This window comes from Pseudomonas sp. TH21 (assembly GCF_016651025.1).
GTDB lineage: Bacteria > Pseudomonadota > Gammaproteobacteria > Pseudomonadales > Pseudomonadaceae > Aquipseudomonas > Aquipseudomonas aylmerensis.
In genome coordinates, this window is record NZ_JAEKEQ010000001.1 from 6,681,097 (window position 1) to 6,702,753 (window position 21,657).

Consider the following 21,657-nt stretch of genomic DNA (forward strand, 5'->3'; position numbering starts at 1 on the left):
GATAGCTGCGGTGGGCGTTGATTGTAATTAAGATGGCCCCATCTTTGTTCTTACATGTTTCTTCAGCCAAGGTGCCAACCGTGAGCGCGAACAACCCTCTTCTGCAGTCCTACGACCTGCCGCCGTTCTCGGCGATCCGTGCCGAGCACGTGCAGCCGGCCATCGAACAGATCCTCGCCGACAACCGTGTCGCCATCGAAGGCATCCTGCAAAGCCAGGGTAAAAATCCGACATGGGCAGGCCTGGTGCTGGCCATGGACGAACTGAACGACCGCCTGGGCGCCGCCTGGAGCCCGGTCAGTCACCTCAACGCCGTGTGCAACAGCGCCGAGCTGCGCGAAGCCTACGAGGCTTGCCTGCCGGCGTTGAGCGCCTATTCCACCGAGATGGGCCAGAACCGCGAACTGTTCCAGGCCTTCGAAGCCTTGGCCAACAGCCCGGAGGCTGCCGGTTTCGACGTGGCGCAAAAAACCATCCTGGAACATTCCCTGCGCGACTTCCGCCTGTCGGGTATCGATCTGCCGCCTGAGCAGCAAAAGCGCTACGCCGAAGTGCAGAGCAAGCTGTCCGAGTTGGGCAGCAAGTTTTCCAACCAGCTGCTGGACGCCACCCAGGCCTGGACCAAACACGTTACCGATGAAGCCACCCTCGCCGGCCTGACCGATTCGGCCAAGGCGCAGATGGCTGCCGCCGCCCAGGCCAAAGGCCTGGATGGCTGGCTGATCACCCTGGAGTTCCCGAGCTACTACGCGGTGATGACCTACGCCCAGGAGCGCGCCCTGCGTGAAGAAGTCTACGCGGCGTACTGCACCCGTGCGTCGGACCAAGGCCCGAACGCCGGTCAGAACGATAACGGCCCGGTGATGGAACAGATCCTCGACCTGCGTCAGGAACTGGCGAAGCTGCTCGGCTACGCCTCGTTCTCCGAGCTGAGCCTGGCGACCAAAATGGCTGAGTCCAGCGACCAGGTGTTGACCTTCCTGCGTGACCTGGCCAAGCGCAGCAAGCCGTTTGCCGCCCAGGATCTGCAGCAGCTTCGGGCCTACGCCGCCGAACAAGGCTGCGCCGACCTGCAAAGCTGGGACAGCGGTTTCTACGGCGAAAAACTTCGCGAGCAGCGCTACAGCGTGTCGCAAGAAGCCCTGCGCGCCTATTTCCCGATCGACAAAGTGCTCGGCGGCCTGTTTGCTATCGTGCAGCGCCTGTACGGCATCGAGATTGCCGAGCAAAAAGGCTTCGACACCTGGCACCCGGATGTCCGCCTGTTTGAAATCAAGGAAAACGGCCAGCATGTCGGCCGCTTCTTCTTCGACCTGTACGCCCGCGCCAACAAGCGTGGCGGTGCTTGGATGGACGGCGCGCGCGATCGTCGTCGCACCCTTGACGGCGTGCTGCAAAGCCCGGTCGCCAACCTGGTGTGCAATTTCACCCCGGCCGACAGCGGCAAGCCTGCCCTGTTGACCCACGATGAAGTGACCACCCTGTTCCACGAATTCGGCCACGGCCTGCACCACCTGCTGACCCGCGTCGAACATGCCGGCGTGTCCGGTATCAACGGCGTGGCTTGGGATGCGGTGGAATTGCCGAGCCAATTCATGGAGAACTGGTGCTGGGAGCCGGAAGGCCTCGCACTGATCTCCGGCCACTATGAAACCGGCGAGCCGCTGCCCCAGGACCTGCTGGAAAAAATGCTCGCGGCAAAAAACTTCCAGTCCGGCCTGATGATGGTGCGCCAGCTGGAGTTCTCGCTATTCGACTTCGAATTGCATGCCACTCACGGCGACGGCCGCAGCGTGGCGCAAGTGCTTGAAGGCGTGCGTGACGAGGTGTCGGTGATGCGTCCGCCCGCCTACAACCGCTTCCCGAACAGCTTTGCGCACATCTTCGCCGGCGGTTATGCGGCGGGTTACTACAGCTATAAATGGGCCGAAGTGCTGTCGGCGGATGCCTTCTCCAAGTTCGAGGAAGACGGCGTGCTCAATGCCGAGACCGGCCGCGCATTCCGCGAGGCGATCCTCGCCCGTGGCGGCTCGCAGGCACCGATGGTGCTGTTCGTCGACTTCCGCGGACGGGCGCCGTCGATTGACGCACTCTTGCGCCACAGCGGCCTGAGTGAGGACGCGGCAGCATGAGTGAAGGGCCTGTGATTACCAAAAAGCAATTTATCGCCGGGGCGGTCTGCCCGGCGTGCAGCGAGCCGGACAAGCTCAAGATGTGGACCGAAGACAACGTGCCGCACCGCGAGTGTGTGGCCTGCGGGTATACCGATACGCTGAATGACCAGGGGTTGTCGGTGCCCAAGGAGTTGGGTACGCGGGTCAACACCTCGGCGTTGAAAGCGCCGGACCCAAAAGTGCAGGCGGTGCAGTTCTTTCCCAATCCCAAGCTGAAAAAAGACTGAAGCCTGCTTCCTGGAGGCGCTGGCTAGCCTGCGATAGCCCCGACGCGGTGTGACTGAAACACCGCGTACTTGCTTCGCAGGCAGGCTCCTACAGTTGCTCTTCAGTCTTGTTCGTTGTCGAAATCCAATCCTTCATCGAGCACAGTGCAAACGCACTGGTGCTGCAATCACCATTCGCCAAGGCCATGCGCAACTTGTCGACATCCGCCTGGATCATGTAGCGAACACCGTCCTTGAAGCCACTGCTGCCGCCGAAACCCCCCAAGGTCATCTCGTTCAGCGCGTCTTCCTTGCTCCATCCCTGGATCACCACGCGATACATCGCCGCCATCAGGCCGGTGCGGTCTGAGCCATGCTTGCAATGCATCAGCACCGGGCCGTTGGCCTCGGCAGCCTGAATGGCCCTCAGCGCAGTGAGAACGTCGGCGTCATCGACATGGTTGGTGCGGTAGGTCAGTTGCACCTGCTTGATATCAGCGTTCTTCAGCCAGGCCGAATCGGATTCCGGCAGAAAGTTGATCACCGTACCGATCTTAAGGTTTTTCAAGACCGGTAGCGCATTGCTGTCCGGCAGCGCGCTGCGATAGAGCGTGGGCGTCATCTGGTGCAGGTTGAATTGATTGCCCACGGGTTGGGCCCACTCCGGGGAGCGCAGCGACGTGGTCTCGTCGGCTTGGGCTTGGGCGATGGCGAGCAGCGCCATACAGGCCAGGCCGAGCGCCGGCAGCAATCGAATCTTGAACATGGTGAGTGACCGAGCAGGGCGTTGATTGATGAGCCCTAGCGTCGCTTGCCGGCGGTCAACGGCGCGTGAGGGGCTCGTCAAAGAATCGTGATTGAAGCGCCGGATCGGCTGTTTTTCTCGCTGAATCGATTCTTCAAATCCTTAGCCTGCTATCATTTGTAACTATTGATTGCCAATATGTTCTATCCCTTTGGATCCCATTTCCTGGCAAGCCTTCACGCTGCTCCCAGAAGCGGCTGATAAAACCCGTGACCACATGATGAGGTGCACCCATGTCTGATCAAGATCAAGACAACCCCCGGCGTGACTTTCTGCGCAAATCCTTGACCTTGATCCCGGTGGTCACGGTTGCCAGTACCGGCCTTGGCGGTTCGATGCTGATGGCCACGCCCGAGCCTGCCCAGGCTGCGCCGGCCAAGCCTGCGGCCAGCGACAAGGCCTATGAACCGAGCTATTTCAGCGCCGAAGAGTGGGCGTTTCTCAACGCCGCCGTCGCCCGCCTGATCCCTGCCGACGCCCAAGGGCCCGGTGCGCTGGAAGCCGGCGCGCCGGAGTACATCGACCGCCAGATGAACACGCCCTACGCCAGCGGCGCACTGTGGTTCATGCAAGGTCCATTCAATGCCGATGCCGCGCCCGAGATGGGCTGGCAGAGCAAGTTGGTGCCCAAGGAGATTTATCGCCTGGGCATTGCTGCCACGGATGCCTGGTCGAAGGCGTTCAACGGTAAGGCTTTTGCTGCACAAGACAGCGCTACCCAGGACGATATGTTGCGGCGCCTGGAAGCCGGTGGCAGTGAAGTCAGCGCGCATTTCGACACAGTGCCGCCGAAGATGTTTTTCAATTTGCTGCTGCAAAACACCAAGGAAGGGTTCTTCTGCGACCCGATTCACGGCGGCAACAAAGGCATGGTCGGCTGGACCATGATCGGCTTCCCCGGCGCCCGCGCCGATTTCATGGATTGGGTGGAACGCAACGAGCAGTACCCCTTCCCGGCTGTTTCCATCCGCGGCGAGAGGGCATAAACGTGGCGACCATCATGAAGAAAGTGGATGCAGTGATCGTGGGTTTCGGCTGGACCGGCGCGATCATGGCCAAGGAGCTGACGGAAGCCGGCCTCAACGTGGTAGCGCTGGAGCGCGGCCCGATGCAGGACACGTACCCGGACGGCAACTATCCGCAGGTCATCGACGAATTGACCTACAGCGTGCGTAAAAAACTCTTCCAGGACATCTCCAAGGAGACCGTGACCATTCGCCATAGCGTGAATGATGTCGCCCTGCCCAACCGCCAATTGGGCGCGTTCTTGCCCGGCAACGGCGTGGGCGGCGCGGGCCTGCACTGGTCGGGGGTGCACTTTCGCGTCGACCCGATCGAGTTGCGCATGCGCAGTCACTATGAAGAGCGCTACGGCAAGAACTTCATTCCCAAGGACATGACCATCCAGGACTTCGGCGTCAGTTACGAAGAGCTGGAGCCGTTTTTCGACTATGCGGAGAAAGTCTTCGGCACCTCCGGCCAGGCCTGGACCGTGAAAGGTCAGCTCGTAGGCGAAGGCCGTGGCGGCAACCCGTATGCGCCGGATCGCTCCAACCCGTTCCCGTTGGAAGCGCAGAAAAACACCGTCTCCGCACAGCTGTTTCAGAAAGCGGCGGCCGAAGTCGGCTACAAACCCTACAACCTGCCGTCGGCCAATACCTCGGGGCCGTACACCAACCCCTACGGCGCGCAGATGGGCCCGTGCAACTTCTGCGGTTTCTGCAGCGGCTATGTCTGCTACATGTATTCCAAGGCCTCGCCGAACGTGAACATCCTGCCGGCGCTGCGCCAGGTGCCGAACTTTGAGCTGCGGCCCAATTCCCACGTGCTCAAGGTCAATCTCGACAGCACCAAGAGCAAGGCCACGGGCGTGACCTACATCGACGGCCAGGGTCGCGAATGCGAGCAACCGGCGGACCTGGTGATCATCGGCTCCTTCCAGTTCAACAATGTGCGCCTCATGTTGCTTTCGGGTATCGGCAAGCCTTACGACCCGATTACCAACGAGGGCGTGGTGGGCAGGAACTTTGCCTACCAGAACATGGGCACGATCAAGGCGTTCTTCGACAAGGACACCCACACCAACAACTTCATCGGCGCGGGCGGCAATGGCGTGGCCATCGATGACTTCAACGCCGATAACTTCGACCACGGGCCCCACGGATTTGTGGGCGGCTCGCCGATGTGGGTCAACCAGGCTGGCAGCCGGCCGATTGCCGGTACGTCCAACCCGCCGGGCACCCCGGCCTGGGGCAGTGCCTGGAAACGCGCTACCGCCGATTACTACACCCATCAGGTGTCGATGGACTCCCACGGCGCGCATCAATCCTACCGGGGCAACTACCTGGATCTGGACCCGGTGTATCGCGATGCCTACGGCTTGCCATTGCTGCGGATGACGTTCGACTGGCAGGAAAACGACATCAAGATGAACCGCTTCATGATGGAAAAGATGGGCAAGGTCGCTCAGGCAATGAACCCCAAGGCGATTGCCATGCTCGGCAAAAAGGTCGGTGAGCACTTCAACACCGCCTCTTACCAGACCACCCACCTCAATGGTGGCGCGATCATGGGCACCGATCCGAAAACCAGTGCGTTGAACCGCTACCTGCAATCCTGGGATGTACACAACGTGTTTGTCCCGGGCGCGTCCGCCTTCCCACAAGGGTTGGGCTACAACCCTACCGGCCTGGTCGCTGCCCTGACCTATTGGTCGGCGCGGGCGATCCGCGAGCAGTACCTGAAAAACCCCGGCCCACTGGTTCAGGCATAAGGAGCGATGACCATGAAAGCACTCGTTATCGCCTCCCTGGCGCTGTTCAGCAGTTGTTCGATCAGCGCCGCTGAAACCGACCTGGTCAAGCAGGGTGAATACCTGGCCCGCGCCGGTGACTGCGTGGCCTGCCATACCGCCAAAGGCGGCAAGCCATTCGCTGGCGGCCTGCCGATGGAAACCCCGATCGGGGTGATCTATTCCACCAACATCACTCCGGACAAGACCGGCCTGGGTGACTACAGCTTTGAGGACTTCGACAAGGCCGTGCGCCATGGCGTCGCCAAGAGCGGTAGTACGCTTTACCCGGCAATGCCATATCCGTCCTATGCGCGCGTCAGCGAAAGCGATATGCAGGCGTTGTATGCGTACTTCATGAAGGGCGTCGAGCCGGTCGCGCAGGAGAACAAGGACAGCGATATTCCGTGGCCCCTGAGCATGCGCTGGCCGTTGGCGGCGTGGCGCTGGATGTTCGCCCCCGAGGTGGCGGACTACCAGGCAGCGGCGGGTGCCGACCCGGTGATCAGCCGCGGTGCCTACTTGGTTGAAGGCCTCGGCCACTGCGGCGCGTGCCATACGCCACGGGCGCTGACCATGCAGGAAAAAGCCCTGAGTGCGACTGACGGCAATGCATTCCTGTCCGGCAGCGCGCCGCTGGAAGGCTGGATCGCCAAGAGCCTGCGCGGCGATCACAAGGACGGCCTCGGCAGTTGGAGCGAGGAGCAACTGGTGCAATTTCTCAAGACCGGTCGCAGTGATCGCAGCGCGGTGTTTGGCGGCATGAGCGACGTGGTCGTGCACAGCATGCAATACATGTCGCAGGACGACCTGACCGCTATCGCTCGCTACCTCAAGAGCCTGCCGGCGGTGGACCCCAAGGATCAGCCGCACGCCTACGACAAGCAGGTGGCCGAGGCCTTGTGGAAGGGTGATGACAGCAAGCCGGGCGCGTCGGTGTATATCGACAACTGCGCGGCCTGCCACCGGACCGACGGCCATGGATACACGCGGGTGTTCCCGGCGCTGGCGGGCAACCCGGTGGTGCAGACGGCGGATGCCACTTCCTTGATCAACATCGTGTTGAACGGCGGCACCTTGCCGGCGACGCACACGGCACCGTCGACCTTCACCATGCCGGCCTTCGCCTGGCGTCTGTCGGACCAGGAAGTGGCGGATGTGGTCAGTTTCGTTCGCGGCAGCTGGGGCAACAAGGGCGCGCCGGTCAAGGCCAGCGACGTGGCGGACTTGCGCAAGAGTGATATGCGCACGACCTCGGGCGATGACCTGGGCCAAGTGACGCAAAAGCACTGATCCTGCCCTGACCGCCAAACGGCACTGGTCAGGAACCTCGCGCCTCGATACTGTATATAAAAACAGTATCGAGGCGCTTTCATGTCTACTCCGCTGCCGCCCCGGGGTCGGGGCACGGCCACCAACCTGCACAACCGCTTTGCGCCGACCGTCAGCGTGGTCGAGGACGACGGCTGGTTCCAGGAAGTGCCGCCGACCCAGGGCACTGAAGTGCGCATCGAAACGGCAAAGAGCATCATCACCCGCAACAACTCGCCGGACCTGCCGTTCGATCGCTCCATCAACCCGTATCGGGGCTGCGAGCATGGTTGTATCTACTGCTATGCGCGGCCCAGCCATGCTTACTGGGATATGTCGCCAGGGCTGGATTTCGAAACCAGACTCATCGCCAAGACCAATGCCGCCGACGTGCTGGAACAGCAGCTGTCGAAGCCGGGCTACGTGTGTGCGCCGATCAACCTGGGCTCCAATACCGACCCGTACCAGCCCATCGAGCGCGAGTACAGGATCACCCGGCAAACCCTCGAAGTGTTGCTGCGTTATCGGCACCCGGTGACCATCATCACCAAGGGGTCGTTGATCCTGCGGGATCTCGACCTGCTCACCGAGCTGGCCCGGCAGCGCCTGGTCGCCGTGATGATCAGCCTCACCAGCCTGGACGATGAGCTCAAGCGCATCCTGGAGCCGCGTACGGCGGCGCCCAAGGCGCGGTTGCGAGCGATTCGGGTGATGCGCGAGGCGGGAATCCCGGTCGGCGTGCTGTGCTCGCCGATGATCCCGATGATCAACGACAGCGAGTTGGAAAGCCTGCTCACCGAAGCCCACGCCGCGGGGGCCCAGAGTGCGGCCTACATGATGTTGCGCCTGCCGCTGGAGGTGGCGCCGTTATTTGAGGAGTGGCTGGCGGCGCATTACCCGCAGCGCGCGGCCCATGTGATGAGCCTGGTCCGCCAGGTGCGCGGTGGCGAAGTGTATGACAGCCGTTTTGGCGTGCGCATGCGCGGCGAGGGGCCGTTTGCCGATTTGCTCGCCCAGCGTTTCAGCAAGGCGATCAAGCGCCTGGGGCTTAACCGACGGGAAGGGTTTAATCTGGATTGCACCGCGTTTTGCCCACCGGGCAGGCAGATGGCATTGTTGTAAACTGTAGAGGCGTATCCTGCTTTCCAGTAGGAATAGTCGCGTTTTGACATCACTGAAACCCGCGGTCTAGAGCGGTTCATTCAGTTTGAGTTAAGTTTCGGCGGTTACCTTGTTCAGCGAGTGACTGATGAGTCGCAAGCCGGGTTTTTGGATGTTTACAACTATTCCAATGGCCCGGCGTCGAACTTGCCTGCAAGCTCCCCCTGCATTAATCAAGAGGATGAATCATGAGTGACAAGGATAAACAGCCGTTGGCTGCGTCGGCTTCTGCCCCTCAGGTGGCGGAATCCGCCGATGCAGCGCTAAAGCACATCGTCGACGGCTTTTTGCATTTCCATCACGACGTCTTCCCCCAGCAGGAAGAACTCTTCAAGAAACTCGCCACGGCCCAGAGCCCACGGGCGATGTTCATTACCTGCGCCGACTCGCGCATCGTGCCGGAGCTGATTACCCAAAGCTCGCCTGGCGACCTGTTCGTGACGCGTAACGTCGGCAACGTAGTGCCGCCCTATGGTCAGATGAACGGGGGTGTTTCCACCGCCATCGAGTACGCCGTGCTCGCCCTGGGCGTGCAGCACATCATTGTGTGCGGGCACTCCGATTGCGGCGCCATGCGCGCGGTACTCAACCCTGAGAGCCTCGAGAAGATGCCCACGGTCAAGGCCTGGCTGCGGCATGCCGAGGTCGCCAAGACCATGGTCCACGACAACTGCGACTGCGCCAATGAAGGCGAGAGCATGAAGGTGCTGACCGAAGAAAACGTCATCGCCCAGTTGCAGCATTTGCGCACTCACCCTTCCGTGGCATCGCGCATGGCCAATGGTCACCTGTTCATCCACGGTTGGATCTACAACATCGAGACCAGCGAAATCCGGGCTTACGACGCGGATCAATCGACGTTCCGACCGTTGGGCGGCGAAGGCCCGATTCCTTCCGCGACGCCTAAAGCGCGCTTCTAACACACTTCCCTGCCGGGTAAAGCGGTGGCTGCCATGGACGCAGCCAGACTTTGCCGCGCCCGGCGAATGCCTCGGGAGAGTCATCATGCGTGCTGCTCAATTGAAAGCTGTACTACCACGGGAGCTGCTTGCGTCCGTGGTTGTGTTTCTGGTCGCCCTGCCGTTGTGCATGGGCATTGCGATTGCTTCGGGCATGCCGCCGGCCAAGGGCCTGATCACCGGGATCATCGGTGGCCTGGTGGTGGGTTGGCTGGCAGGTTCGCCGCTGCAGGTCAGCGGTCCGGCGGCGGGCCTGGCGGTATTGGTGTTCGAACTGGTGCGCCAGCACGGCATGCTGATGCTCGGGCCGATCCTGTTACTGGCCGGCTTCCTGCAATTAGTGGCTGGGCGGCTGCGCCTGGGCTGCTGGTTTCGTGTCACGGCGCCGGCGGTGGTGTACGGGATGCTGGCGGGGATCGGGGTGCTGATTGTGCTGTCGCAGGTGCATGTGATGCTCGACGGTGCCCCCAAGCCATCGGGGCTGGATAACCTGGCCGGCTTCCCGGCGGCGCTGGTCGAGGCCATTCCGACTGTTGGCGGAGGCCTGGGTTGGCAGGCTGGTTTGCTGGGGCTTTCGACGATGCTGGTGATGTACCTGTGGGACAAGTTCCGCCCGCAAACCCTGCGCTTTGTACCAGGCGCGCTGTTGGGCGTAGGCCTGGCAACGGGTGCCAGCTTGTTGCTGGCGTTACAGGTCAAGCGCGTGGAGGTCCCGGAAAACCTCGCCGATGCCATCGACTGGCTGCGTCCCAGCGACCTGCTGAACCTGGCCGATCCACAACTGTTGATCGCCGCGTTCGCCGTGGCGTTTATCGCCAGCGCCGAAACCTTGCTGTCTGCGGCGGCTGTCGACCGCATGCACAGTGGTCAGCGTTCTGATTTTGACAAGGAATTGTCCGCTCAGGGTGTAGGCAACATGCTCTGTGGCCTGGTCGGCGCCCTGCCGATGACCGGTGTGATCGTGCGCAGTTCGGCCAACGTACAGGCGGGCGCCACCACGCGCTTGTCGGCGATGTTCCACGGGCTGTGGCTGCTTGCGTTCGTGCTGTTGCTCTCGAGTGTGCTGCAAAGCATTCCGGTGGCGAGCCTTGCGGGTGTGCTCGTGTACACCGGCATCAAGCTGGTCGACGTCAAGGCGTTCCGGGCGTTGGGACGCTATGGGCGGATGCCGATGTTCACCTATGCGGCGACGGCGCTGGCGATCATCTTTACCGACCTGCTGACCGGCGTACTGGTGGGTTTCGGGCTGACGCTGGTGAAGCTGGCCTTGAAGGCGTCGCGCTTGAAAGTCAGCCTGGTCGACCTGCCTCAGGCAGGTGAAATGGAGTTGCGCCTGACCGGTGCGGCGACCTTCCTGAAAGTGCCGATGCTGACCCAGGTGCTGTCGACGGTACCTGCGGGAACCACGGTGCATGTGCCGCTGAGTAATCTGAGTTACATCGACCATTCCTGCCTCGAGCTGCTGGAAGAATGGGGCCGGGCGAATGCCGCCAAGGGCTCGACGCTGGTCATCGAGGCTCGTGGGTTGAAGCGCAGGCTGGAAGGCCGGGTGCGTACGACGGTGGGAATCGGTTCGGCGCCTTCTGCTGGCTGACGAAACCGGATCAAAAAAGTGGGAGCGGGCTTGCTCGCGAAGGCGGCGGATCAGTCAAATATTCAGTGACTGGCACGCCGCATTCGCAAGCAAGCCCGCTGCCACATTTGTTCTGCGTCAGGCTAAAGCGTTACGCCGGCTGTTCCAACGCCAACTCAACCCCCAACTGGCGCGACAGGCACGGCCAGCGCTTCCACGCAGCTTCTGTGTTGGGGCTCTTGAGGGTTTCGCGATAGGCCTCGACTGACTCCAGCGCAAAGCTCTCCTCGTTGAGCATTTCATCTACCGCCAGGTGCACGGCTTCATCCAGCTGGTTGGCGAATTCTTCGCCGATCAGCTGGTGGGCAATCAGGTTGGCTACGGTGGTGTCGGCCGGAATCAACGGCTGGCCGAAATGCTTGATATACAGATCGTTTACTTCTTCCACCAGGCGATGGGCCAGGTAGGCCTCGTCGAGCAAGCCGTCCAGGCCTTCGTGACCGGCCAGGATCGCCGGCGGTTGCAGGAAGAAATGCTCGGCGATTTTCAGCACCGGCTTGATCTGGCTTTCGATACCGGCTTCGCGGGCCACGTCGTTGGCGGCTTCCAGCAGGTCCGGGACGAGCTCAATGTAGGCGGTGACAAAGCGGGTCATGACAATCTTGCGATCACCGTCAGCCAGGGAAATGGCCGAATGCAGGTGCGGCAATTGTTTTTCCAGTTGCTGGGCAAGCTGGCCAGTGCTGGCTTCGTGTTGATGGGCACGGGAAATCTGCTCGCGCAATGCGGCGGTGTTCATGAAAGCTCCAGTGAAGCAGGCGTAGGAAAAGGGAGAGGATAAGGTAGCTCGTTTATACGAGCGCCTAAGACGCATTTGTCATAATTATTTCATGGTTATGCGCGTGCGTTATATCGAATTGCCATCGTTCGTCGGATAAACGATTCCGCGCCCGGTTTTATTGGCTTCGACCAGTCATTTTTGCTCATTTGCCCCTACACATTGCGGGGTTGCAGAGCCTGTCTATACTCGGATTTGTACGCGATTAGCTGATGACGCCAGACTGCATGAGCAGGCAAGGCTAAGCGGTTGTAAGCAGTATGGAAGCCGCTCCCTTCGACGCAGGTGCAAACCGGCGGGATAACAAGAACGATAAGGGGAACCCGCAATGATGCGACATCCACACGTTTGGATGGGCCTCCTGTTGTGGTCGGTATTCGGCCAGGCGCACGCCGCCTGGACAACGAATATGGCGCCAGGGGCGACTGAAGTCAGTCACGCTGTGTTTGACCTGCACATGACCATTTTCTGGATCTGTGTGGTGATCGGCATTGTTGTGTTTGGCGCGATGTTCTGGTCGATGATCGTTCACCGCCGGTCCACGGGCCAGGTCGCGGCCAAATTCCACGAGAGCACCACCGTGGAAATTCTCTGGACCGTGGTGCCCTTGCTGATTCTGATCGCGATGGCCATCCCGGCGACCAAGACCCTGATCAATATCTACGACAGCAGTGAATCGGACATCGATATCCAGGTCACCGGCTATCAGTGGAAGTGGCATTACAAATACCTGGGCCAGGACGTGGAGTTCTTCAGCAACCTGGCCACGCCCGCCGAGCAGATCCATAACCAGGCGGTCAAGGGCGAGCATTACCTGTTGGAGGTCGACCAGCCGCTGGTGCTGCCGGTGGGCGCCAAGGTGCGTTTCCTGGTGACCGCCGCCGACGTGATCCACTCCTGGTGGGTGCCGGCCTTTGCGGTCAAGCGTGACGCCATCCCCGGTTTCGTCAACGAGGCCTGGACCCGTATCGAGAAGCCCGGCATCTACCGCGGCCAGTGCGCCGAGTTGTGCGGCAAGGATCACGGCTTCATGCCCATCGTGGTCGAGGTCAAGTCCAAGGCGGACTACGACACCTGGCTCGGCGAGCGCAAGGAAGAGGCGGCCAAGCTCAAGGAACTGACTTCCAAGGAGTGGACGCTGGAAGAGCTGGTGGCGCGCGGCGACAAGGTCTACCACACCACCTGCGTGGCCTGTCACCAGGCCGAAGGCCAGGGCCTGCCACCGATGTTCCCGGCGCTCAAGGGCTCGCCGATTGCCACCGGGCCCAAGGAAGATCACCTGCACCGCGTTTACTTCGGCAAGCCCGGCACCGCCATGGCGGCGTTCGGCAAGCAGCTCTCGGAAGTGGATATCGCCGCGGTGGTGACCTACGAGCGCAATGCCTGGGGCAACAACAAAGGCGACATGGTCACGCCTAAAGACGTGCTGGCCATCAAGCAGGCGGAAAGCAAATGACCTCCTTCATTGCGTATGCCCCGAACCGCCCCGCCCACTCGCTTGCAGGAGAACGGCCATGAGCACTGTGATCGACGACCATGGCCACGCCAGTGACCATGCCCACGGCCCCGCCAAGGGTTTGATGCGCTGGGTGCTGACGACCAACCACAAGGACATCGGCACGATGTACCTGTGGTTCGCCTTCACCATGTTCCTGCTCGGCGGTTCGTTCGCCATGGTGATCCGCGCCGAGTTGTTCCAGCCCGGCCTGCAGATTGTCGAGCCGGCGTTCTTCAACCAGATGACCACCATGCACGGCCTGATCATGGTGTTCGGCGCGGTGATGCCAGCGTTCGTCGGCCTGGCCAACTGGATGATTCCGCTGATGATCGGCGCGCCGGACATGGCCCTGCCGCGCATGAACAACTTCAGTTTCTGGCTGTTGCCGGCGGCGTTCCTGTTGCTCGTGTCGACCCTGTTCACTCCGGGTGGCGGGCCGAACTTCGGCTGGACCTTCTACGCGCCCCTCTCCACCACTTACGCGCCGGAAAGCGTGACCTTCTTCATCTTCGCGATTCACCTGATGGGTATCAGTTCGATCATGGGCGCGATCAACGTGGTCGCGACCATCCTCAACCTGCGCGCGCCCGGCATGACCCTGATGAAGATGCCGTTGTTTGTCTGGACGTGGCTGATCACTGCGTTCCTGCTGATCGCGGTGATGCCGGTGCTGGCCGGTTGCGTGACCATGATGCTGATGGACATCCACTTCGGCACCAGCTTCTTCAGTGCTGCCGGCGGTGGCGACCCCGTGCTGTTCCAGCATGTGTTCTGGTTCTTCGGCCACCCCGAGGTGTACATCATGATCCTGCCGGCCTTTGGTGCCGTCAGTTCGATCATCCCGACGTTCTCGCGCAAGCCGCTGTTCGGCTATACGTCGATGGTATATGCCACGGCGAGCATCGCGTTCCTGTCGTTCATCGTGTGGGCGCACCATATGTTCGTGGTCGGCATTCCGCTGGTGGGCGAGTTGTTCTTCATGTACGCCACGCTGCTGATTGCGGTGCCGACGGGGGTGAAGGTATTCAACTGGGTCAGCACCATGTGGCAAGGCTCGCTGACCTTCGAGACACCGATGCTGTTTGCCGTGGCCTTCGTGATCCTGTTCACCATCGGTGGCTTTTCCGGGCTGATGCTGGCGATTGCCCCGGCGGACTTCCAATACCACGACACCTATTTCGTGGTGGCGCACTTCCATTACGTACTGGTGCCCGGTGCGATCTTCGGCATCTTCGCCTCGGCCTACTACTGGCTGCCGAAATGGACCGGCCACATGTACGACGAAACCCTCGGCAAGCTGCACTTCTGGCTGTCCTTCATCGGCATGAACATGGCGTTTTTCCCGATGCACTTCGTCGGGCTGGCTGGCATGCCGCGCCGTGTGCCGGACTACAACCTGCAGTTCGCCGACTTCAACATGGTCTCCTCGATCGGCGCCTTCATGTTTGGCGCCACGCAGATCTTCTTCCTGTTCATCGTGATCAAGTGCATCCGTGGCGGCCCGCCCGCGCCGGCCAAGCCCTGGGATGGCGCGGAAGGCCTGGAGTGGAGCATCCCCTCGCCAGCGCCCTACCACACCTTCACGACGCCACCGGAGGTCAAGTGAACAGCTTGGCGCAGGCTGCCAGGGTCTCCTGTGGGAGCGGGCTTGCCTGCAATGAGGGCCTGACAGTTGATGGGTTTGGTGGTTGGCACACCGCTATCGCAGGCAAGCCAGCTCTTACAGAAAAGCCAAAAGCGGGTGATCGTCATGCTTGAGTCGATCTCCACCAAGCGCCTGGTCACCCGCCTGCTGATCCTGGTGGTGGCGATGTTCGGCTTCGGCTTTGCGCTGGTGCCGATCTACGACGTGATGTGCAAGGCGTTCGGTATCAACGGCAAGACCGCCGGGCAGTACGAGGGCGAGCAGGTCGTCGACGCCACGCGGCAGGTGCGGGTGCAGTTCCTGTCGACCAATGCCATCGACATGGTCTGGGAATTTCATTCCAAGGCCGATGAGGTGGTGGTCAATCCGGGGGCGGTCACCGAAATGCTGTTCGTGGCCTACAACCCTACGGACAAAGCCATGACCGCCCAGGCCGTACCGAGCATTTCCCCGGCCGAAGCGGCGATGTACTTCCACAAGACCGAATGCTTTTGCTTTACCCAGCAAGTGCTGCAGCCAGGCCAGCGCATCGAAATGCCGGTGCGTTTCATTGTCGACCGCGACATGCCCAAGGATGTGAAGCATTTGACCCTGGCGTACACGCTGTTTGATATCACTGCGCGCCAACCGCCGGTGGCTGTCCATAGCGGCGGCTAGCTACTGTTTGCCCGCTCAATCAGGAGAGCGAATACATGTCGACTCATGATACGTACTACGTACCAGCGCAAAGCAAGTGGCCAATAATTGCTACTCTGGGCATGCTCATCACGGTGTACGGCCTGGCTGTGTGGTTCAACGACCTGAAGGCGGCGCGCCCGGAGTCCCACGGCCCGTGGATCTTCTTCGTCGGTGGCCTGCTGCTGGCCTACATGTTGTTTGGCTGGTTCGGCGCGGTGATCAAGGAAAGCCGCGCCGGTTTGTACAGCCCGCAGATGGACCGCTCGTTTCGATGGGGCATGACCTGGTTCATCTTTTCCGAGGTGATGTTCTTTGTCGCATTCTTCGGGGCGCTGTTTTACGTGCGGCACATGTCCGGTCCCTGGTTGGGCGGCGAAGGGCACAAGGGCATCGCGCACATGCTGTGGCCGAACTTCGAGTTCACCTGGCCGCTGCTCAACAACCCTGACCCGAAGATGTACCCCGCACCGGAGGGCACCATCAGCCCGTGGGGCCTGCCGCTGGTCAACACGATCTTGCTGGTCAGCTCCAGCGTGACCATCACCCTGGCCCACCATGCCTTGCGCAAAGGCCATCGCGGCGCGCTGAAAGTCTGGCTGGCGTTCACGGTGCTGCTGGGTTGGGCGTTCCTGGGCTTCCAGGCCGAGGAGTACATGCATGCCTACAAAGAGCTCGGCCTGACACTCGGTTCGGGTGTGTACGGCGCGACGTTCTTCATGCTCACCGGCTTTCACGGTGCCCACGTGACCATCGGCACGATCATTCTGTTTGTGATGCTCATGCGCATCCTGCGCGGGCATTTCAATGCCGAGCACCAGTTTGGTTTCGAGGCCGCCAGTTGGTACTGGCACTTTGTGGATGTGGTGTGGATCGGGCTGTTTTTCTTCGTCTACGTGCTGTAGCGCGCCTTACCACGGTGCATGCGATACCAGCTGGCCGCTGAAAAAGCCCCAGGCGATCAGCCCCACGGTGATCGCGGCCAGCACCACACGCACAGTCAAGGCAGTGACGAGGCGGTTGGAGTTGCCCTCGTCCTTGACCAGAAAGAACAAGCCACTGAACAGGCTCACGACAGTCGCGATCAGCATCAGGGCAATGACGGCTTTGAGCATGGTCTGGCTCCAATGGGACGGGCGGGCAATGAAAACAAGTATAGCCAGCGCCATGAAACGCTTTCGCCCAGGGCTCGCACCGACATTGGTGGTGCTGGTGTTGCTGCCGTTGATGGTGGGCCTGGGGTTCTGGCAGCTGTCTCGCGGGCATGAAAAACAGCTGCTGGTGGACAGTTATGCCGAGCGGCGGGTGGCCGATCCCGTCAGCAGCACACAACTGAGTGAGATGGCTGATCCGGCTTTCCGCCGGGTCCGTCTGCGCGGGCAATTCGACGCCGAACACAGCGTGTTGCTGGACAACCGCATGCGCGATGGCAAGGCCGGCGTAGAGCTGCTGCAACCCTTCCACGACCAGGCCAGCGGCCTGTGGTTATTGCTCAATCGTGGCTGGCTGCCCTGGCCCGACCGGCGCACCCCGCCGGTGTTCACCACGCCTGAACAGCCGGTGAATCTCGATGCCTGGGTGTACGTCGCACCGGGTGAAACCTTCCAGTTGCACGCCGACCCGACGAGCGCGCAATGGCCGCGCTTGCTGACCGCCCTGCACCCCGACGCGCTGTGGGCTGAGCTTGGGCGTAGCGGTTTTGCCTACGAGCTGCGCGCCGAAGCTGGCCCTGGTACGTACGAAATCAGCTGGCCCATCGTAGCCATGGGCCCGGAAAAGCACCTGGCCTACGCGGTGCAGTGGTTCGCCATGGCATTGGCGCTGCTGGCCCTTTACCTCTACCTCGGATGGCACAACACAAAGGAGAAGCACCATGGGAGCGGCCATGAATCCACTCAACATGTCTGAACCGCTCAATCGGCGTAAAGGCCGCTGGCAGCTGATCCTGATCCTGATGATGGTGATCGGCCCGATGGCGCTGGCCACCTTCATGTACAAGCTGCAGTTCTGGGTGCCGGACAACCGCAGTTACCACGGCGAACTGATCGGCAACGGCCAGACCCGCGCCGATATCGGCGTGCAGGCGGATGAAGAGCGCTGGCAACTGCTGGTCACGGCGCCCACGGCCTGCGCCGCCGATTGCCAGCAACTGGTGTACCTGGCGCGCCAGCTGCAAATCAGCCTCGGCCGGGATGCATCGCGCGCCAGCCACGCCTTGGCCAGCGCGCAGCCGGTGAGCACCGACTACGAGGCCAAGCTCAAGGCTGAATATCCACAACTGCAGCGCTACTCGCTGGACCTGTCGACCTTCACCAAGGACGCCGCCGCGCCGGGCGATGCGCAACTGTGGATCGTCGACCCGCACGGCAACCTGGTGCTGCGCTACGACGCCAAGGTCAAGGGCAAGGACTTGCTCAACGACCTGCGCCATCTGCTGAAACTGTCGAACATCGGATAAGGGCATCGTCATGGCCAAGCCTGGATTTCGCCTCGCGTTGTTTGCCACCCTGCTGGCGCTGATTGTGGTGCTGCTCGGCGCGTATACGCGCCTGACCCACGCCGGTCTCGGTTGCCCGGACTGGCCGGGTTGCTACGGCTTTATCAGCGTGCCCAAGACCGAGGCCCAACTGGCGCATGCCGAGCTGCATTTCCCGGACACGCCGGTGGAGGCGGACAAGGGCTGGGCCGAGATGACCCATCGCTACTTCGCCGGCACCTTGGGCCTGCTGATCGTGCTGCTGGCGGCGCGTTCGTGGAGTCATCGACGTGATCCGGGCCAGCCGGTGAAGCTGCCGTTATTTCTATTGGCGCTGGTGTTCGCGCAGGCGGCCTTTGGCATGTGGACGGTGACGTTGAAGCTGTGGCCCCAGGTGGTCACGGGGCATTTGCTGGGCGGTTTCGCGACCTTGAGCCTGTTGTTCCTGCTGACCCTGCGCCTGTCTGGAGTGCTGCCCGCGTTGATCGTGCCCAAGCGCCTGCAATATTGGGCGACGGCTGGCCTGGTGCTGGTGATCGGCCAGATCGCCCTGGGCGGCTGGGTCAGTTCCAACTATGCGGCGGTGGCCTGTATCGATTTGCCTACCTGTCACGGCCAGTGGTGGCCGGCGGCGGACTTCGCCAATGGTTTCCACCTGATCCAGCACATCGGCCCCAATTATCTCGGCGGCCAGCTCGACAGCGATGCGCGAACCGCCATCCATCTCACCCATCGCATCGGCGCGGTGTTGGTCACCCTGGTGTTGCTGGGGCTGGCCTGGCAGCTGCGCGCGGTGGGCATGACGCGGCTCGCGGGCCTGTTGTTGATTGCCCTGGCGGCGCAGATCGGCCTGGGCCTGAGCAATGTGTATTTCCATCTGCCGCTGCCGGTAGCCGTCGGCCATAACGCCGGGGGCGCGGCGTTGCTGCTGACCCTGGTGCTGGTCAATTACCACGCGCGTACCAGCCTGGTACGGGTGCGCAACCAGCTGCCGTTCGGCTGGCGGTTTATTCCGCGCAAACAGGTGTCAGGCCTGATCACCCTTAAAGGAGAGATGCCATGGCGACCTTGATCGGCGCGCGTCACGGCCAGGCGATCTGGCGTGACTACCTGGAGCTGACCAAGCCGAAAGTGGTGGTGTTGATGCTCATCACCTCGCTGGTGGGGATGTTCCTCGCCACTCGCGCCGGCGTGCCGTGGGCGGTGCTGATTTTCGGCAACCTGGGTATTGCCCTGTGTGCCGGCGGCGCGGCGGCGGTCAACCATGTAGTGGATCGGCGCATTGATGCGGTGATGGCGCGCACGCACAAACGGCCGATGGCCGAAGGGCGGGTATCGCCGTTGGCGGCGCTGGCTTTTGCAGGGTTTCTGGCGGTTGCGGGCCTGGCCTTGCTGCTGGCGTTCACCAACCCGCTGGCCGCTTGGCTGACGCTGGCTTCCCTGCTCGGCTATGCGGTGATCTACACCGGTTTTCTCAAGCGCGCGACGCCGCAGAATATCGTCATCGGCGGTTTGGCGGGGGCCGCGCCGCCGTTGCTGGGTTGGGTCGCCGTCACCGGCCATATCAGCGCCGAACCCCTCCTGCTGGTGTTGATCATCTTCGCCTGGACCCCGCCGCATTTCTGGGCGCTGGCCATCCACCGCAAGGAGGAATATGCCAAGGCCGATATTCCGATGCTGCCGGTCACCCACGGCGAGCACTACACCAAGGTGCATATCCTGCTCTACACCTTCGTCCTGCTGGCGGTGAGCCTGATGCCCTACGTCATCCACATGAGCGGCCTGCTGTACCTGGCCTGTGCATTGGTTTTGGGCGGACGCTTTCTGCAATGGGCCTGGGTGCTGTACCGTGGCGCTCAGCCGCACGCGTCGATCAACACGTTCAAGTACTCTATCGCGTACTTGTTCCTTCTGTTTATCGCCCTGCTCGTAGACCACTACTTACTGTTGAACCTATGACTCGAACTCAAAAAACCGTCTTTATCCTGGTGGCCATCGTCGCGTTGATCATGGGCCTGACCGTCAACAAAGTGCTCTCGGGCAAAGGCCAGGGCGACCCGACCGCACTGATCGATGCCGGCATCATTCTGCTGCCGCAGAGCCGTCAGCTGCCGCCGGTGAGCATGACCAACCAGGACGGCCAGCCGGTGGTGGTCAATGAGTTGAAGGGCAAGTGGAGCCTGCTGTTCTTCGGCTACACCTTCTGTCCGGACATCTGCCCTACCACCCTCGCCCAGCTGCGCCAGATCAAGAGCGAGCTGCCCAAGGAGGCGGTGGATAAGCTGCAGGTGATCCTGGTCAGCGTCGACCCGAACCGCGACACCCCGGCCCAGCTCAAGCAGTACCTGGGTTACTTCGATCCGCAGTTCGAAGGCCTGACCGGCGCGAATGTGGACGATGTGCAGAAGGTCTCGAATGCCGTGAGCATTCCGTTTATCCCGGCCGATACCAGCAAGCCCAACTACACCGTCGACCACAGCGGCAACCTTGCGCTGATCGGTCCTGACGGCACACAGCGTGGATTCATCCGCGCACCGTTGAACAACCAGAAGCTGGTGGCGCAATTGCCGGGATTGTTGAAGCGACCATAAGCCCGGCGCTTCTACCCCGCGGCCTTGTGGGAGCTCTGATCTACGGGCGACCCAAAACAAATGTGGGAGCGGGCTTGCCTGCGAAAGCATCGGTTCAGTCACTGATAAGTCGACTGACACTGCACTTTCGCGAGCAAGCCCGCTCCCACATTTTTTGCTCTTCGGTGTTTCGAATCAGAACGCCGGCAGGATCGCGCCTTTGTACTTCTCGAGGATGAAGGCTTTCACTTCAGGCGTGTGCAGGGCTGCAACCAGCTTCTTCACGGCGTCCGAGTCTTTGTTGTCTTCGCGGGTCACCAGGATATTCACGTAAGGCGAGTCATTGCCTTCGATCACCAGCGCATCCTTGGACGGATCCAGCTTGGCTTCCAGCGCGTAGTTGGTGTTGATCAGCGCCAGGTCGACCTGGGTCAGCACGCGCGGCAGGGTGGCGGCTTCCAGTTCGCGGAATTTCAGGTTTTTCGGGTTGGCGGTGATGTCCTTGATGGTCGACAGGATGTTGGTCGGGTCCTTCAGGGTGATCAGATTGTGCTTGGCCAGCAGCAACAGCGCGCGGCCACCATTGGTGGCGTCGTTCGGGATCACGACGTTGGCGCCGCTTGGCAGGTCTTCCAGCTTCTTGTACTTGCTCGAGTAGGCGCCCAGGGGCTCCAGGTGCACCGCGCCGACGCTCACCAGGTGAGTGCCCTTGGCCTTGTTGAACTCATCCAGGTACGGCTGGTGTTGGAAGAAGTTGGCATCCAGGCGCTTCTCGGCCACCTGTACGTTGGGCTGCACGTAGTCGGTGAAGACTTTGACCTGCAGGTCCACGCCTTCTTTGGCGAGGGCAGGCTTCACGAATTCGAGGATTTCCGCGTGCGGCACCGGCGACGCGGCGACCGTGATGGTCTCGGCGGCGTGGGTGGAAAACGCGGCAACGGCGGCGAAAGCAACCAGTAGTTTTTTCATCCAACA

21 protein-coding genes are annotated in these 21,657 nt (G+C 61.5%); 17 read left to right on the plus strand and 4 right to left on the minus strand.

Going from position 1 to position 21,657, the window contains the following annotated elements; all coding sequences use genetic code 11:
- Positions 1 to 32 precede the first annotated feature (32 nt).
- Together prlC and JFU04_RS29815 are read left to right on the plus strand one after the other, a co-directional pair.
- Entirely contained in the window at positions 33 to 2,132 is a 2,100-nt protein-coding gene (gene prlC, locus JFU04_RS29810; RefSeq protein ID WP_177343929.1) for an oligopeptidase A, read from the plus strand.
- On the plus strand, positions 2,129 to 2,401 hold the full coding sequence (locus JFU04_RS29815) for a YheV family putative zinc ribbon protein (protein WP_065902760.1): 273 nt from the start codon (positions 2,129 to 2,131) through the stop codon (positions 2,399 to 2,401). The genes prlC and JFU04_RS29815 overlap by 4 nt, the downstream gene beginning before the upstream one ends.
- An 88-nt stretch (positions 2,402 to 2,489) precedes the next feature.
- Here the strand turns inward: JFU04_RS29815 and JFU04_RS29820 are convergent, their stop codons facing one another.
- Entirely contained in the window at positions 2,490 to 3,146 is a 657-nt protein-coding gene (locus tag JFU04_RS29820; protein WP_201146249.1) for a dual specificity protein phosphatase family protein, read from the minus strand.
- Between the two features lie 272 nt (positions 3,147 to 3,418).
- Between JFU04_RS29820 and JFU04_RS29825 the strand changes: the two genes are divergently transcribed.
- The 6 genes from JFU04_RS29825 (at position 3,419) to JFU04_RS29850 (ending at position 11,001) form a co-directional block, all read left to right on the plus strand.
- On the plus strand, positions 3,419 to 4,171 hold the full coding sequence (locus tag JFU04_RS29825) for a gluconate 2-dehydrogenase subunit 3 family protein (RefSeq protein ID WP_106805546.1): 753 nt from the start codon (positions 3,419 to 3,421) through the stop codon (positions 4,169 to 4,171).
- Positions 4,172 to 4,173: 2 nt separating this feature from the next.
- Positions 4,174 to 5,958, plus strand: coding sequence for a GMC oxidoreductase (locus tag JFU04_RS29830; RefSeq protein WP_201146251.1), 1,785 nt, complete (start codon positions 4,174 to 4,176; stop codon positions 5,956 to 5,958).
- 12 nt (positions 5,959 to 5,970) lie between these two features.
- Positions 5,971 to 7,269, plus strand: coding sequence for a cytochrome c (locus JFU04_RS29835; RefSeq protein WP_201146253.1), 1,299 nt, complete (start codon positions 5,971 to 5,973; stop codon positions 7,267 to 7,269).
- An 81-nt stretch (positions 7,270 to 7,350) separates the two neighbouring features.
- Entirely contained in the window at positions 7,351 to 8,409 is a 1,059-nt protein-coding gene (locus JFU04_RS29840; RefSeq protein ID WP_065902771.1) for a PA0069 family radical SAM protein, read from the plus strand.
- Between the two features lie 227 nt (positions 8,410 to 8,636).
- Positions 8,637 to 9,368: a carbonic anhydrase gene (locus tag JFU04_RS29845; RefSeq protein ID WP_065902773.1), complete on the plus strand. Its 732-nt coding sequence runs from the start codon at positions 8,637 to 8,639 to the stop codon at positions 9,366 to 9,368.
- 85 nt (positions 9,369 to 9,453) lie between these two features.
- A complete protein-coding gene (locus JFU04_RS29850; protein WP_065902775.1) occupies positions 9,454 to 11,001 on the plus strand; it encodes a SulP family inorganic anion transporter in 1,548 nt (515 codons plus the stop codon).
- A 130-nt stretch (positions 11,002 to 11,131) separates the two neighbouring features.
- Here the strand turns inward: JFU04_RS29850 and JFU04_RS29855 are convergent, their stop codons facing one another.
- Positions 11,132 to 11,779, minus strand: coding sequence for a hypothetical protein (locus JFU04_RS29855; protein ID WP_065902777.1), 648 nt, complete (start codon positions 11,777 to 11,779; stop codon positions 11,132 to 11,134).
- A gap of 367 nt (positions 11,780 to 12,146) precedes the next feature.
- Between JFU04_RS29855 and coxB the strand changes: the two genes are divergently transcribed.
- From coxB to JFU04_RS29875, 4 genes are all read left to right on the plus strand, one after another.
- Positions 12,147 to 13,274, plus strand: coding sequence for a cytochrome c oxidase subunit II (gene coxB / locus JFU04_RS29860; protein WP_106805541.1), 1,128 nt, complete (start codon positions 12,147 to 12,149; stop codon positions 13,272 to 13,274).
- A gap of 58 nt (positions 13,275 to 13,332) precedes the next feature.
- Positions 13,333 to 14,922 (plus strand): cytochrome c oxidase subunit I, encoded by a 1,590-nt coding sequence (gene ctaD, locus JFU04_RS29865; protein ID WP_065902781.1) that lies wholly within the window; start codon positions 13,333 to 13,335, stop codon positions 14,920 to 14,922.
- 144 nt (positions 14,923 to 15,066) lie between these two features.
- Positions 15,067 to 15,618, plus strand: coding sequence for a cytochrome c oxidase assembly protein (locus JFU04_RS29870; protein ID WP_201146254.1), 552 nt, complete (start codon positions 15,067 to 15,069; stop codon positions 15,616 to 15,618).
- A 35-nt stretch (positions 15,619 to 15,653) separates the two neighbouring features.
- Positions 15,654 to 16,541, plus strand: a complete 888-nt coding sequence (locus JFU04_RS29875) for a cytochrome c oxidase subunit 3 (protein ID WP_201146256.1) — start codon at positions 15,654 to 15,656, stop codon at positions 16,539 to 16,541.
- 6 nt (positions 16,542 to 16,547) lie between these two features.
- Here JFU04_RS29875 and JFU04_RS29880 read toward each other — a convergent pair whose 3' ends face one another.
- On the minus strand, positions 16,548 to 16,751 hold the full coding sequence (locus tag JFU04_RS29880; RefSeq protein ID WP_065902787.1) for a twin transmembrane helix small protein: 204 nt from the start codon (positions 16,749 to 16,751) through the stop codon (positions 16,548 to 16,550).
- A gap of 28 nt (positions 16,752 to 16,779) precedes the next feature.
- On the opposite strand from JFU04_RS29880, the gene JFU04_RS29885 reads away from it, so the two are divergent.
- From JFU04_RS29885 to JFU04_RS29905, 5 genes are read left to right on the plus strand one after another with little or no spacing between them, the layout of a single operon-like run.
- Positions 16,780 to 17,544 carry an SURF1 family protein gene (locus tag JFU04_RS29885; protein ID WP_201146258.1) on the plus strand — a complete coding sequence of 255 codons (765 nt, stop codon included), beginning with the start codon at positions 16,780 to 16,782 and terminating at the stop codon, positions 17,542 to 17,544.
- Positions 17,510 to 18,094 carry a hypothetical protein gene (locus JFU04_RS29890; protein WP_065902789.1) on the plus strand — a complete coding sequence of 195 codons (585 nt, stop codon included), beginning with the start codon at positions 17,510 to 17,512 and terminating at the stop codon, positions 18,092 to 18,094. The genes JFU04_RS29885 and JFU04_RS29890 overlap by 35 nt, the downstream gene beginning before the upstream one ends.
- Positions 18,095 to 18,104: 10 nt before the next feature.
- The gene (locus JFU04_RS29895) at positions 18,105 to 19,184 is read left to right on the plus strand and encodes a COX15/CtaA family protein (protein ID WP_201146260.1); all 1,080 of its coding nucleotides are present in this window, start codon (positions 18,105 to 18,107) and stop codon (positions 19,182 to 19,184) included.
- Positions 19,172 to 20,071 carry a heme o synthase gene (gene cyoE, locus JFU04_RS29900; protein WP_201146262.1) on the plus strand — a complete coding sequence of 300 codons (900 nt, stop codon included), beginning with the start codon at positions 19,172 to 19,174 and terminating at the stop codon, positions 20,069 to 20,071. Before JFU04_RS29895 ends, cyoE begins: the two co-directional genes overlap by 13 nt.
- Positions 20,068 to 20,703, plus strand: coding sequence for an SCO family protein (locus tag JFU04_RS29905; protein WP_065902795.1), 636 nt, complete (start codon positions 20,068 to 20,070; stop codon positions 20,701 to 20,703). The genes cyoE and JFU04_RS29905 overlap by 4 nt, the downstream gene beginning before the upstream one ends.
- Before the next feature lie 174 nt (positions 20,704 to 20,877).
- Here JFU04_RS29905 and JFU04_RS29910 read toward each other — a convergent pair whose 3' ends face one another.
- On the minus strand, positions 20,878 to 21,651 hold the full coding sequence (locus tag JFU04_RS29910; RefSeq protein WP_201146264.1) for a MetQ/NlpA family ABC transporter substrate-binding protein: 774 nt from the start codon (positions 21,649 to 21,651) through the stop codon (positions 20,878 to 20,880).
- Positions 21,652 to 21,657: the final 6 nt, after the last annotated feature.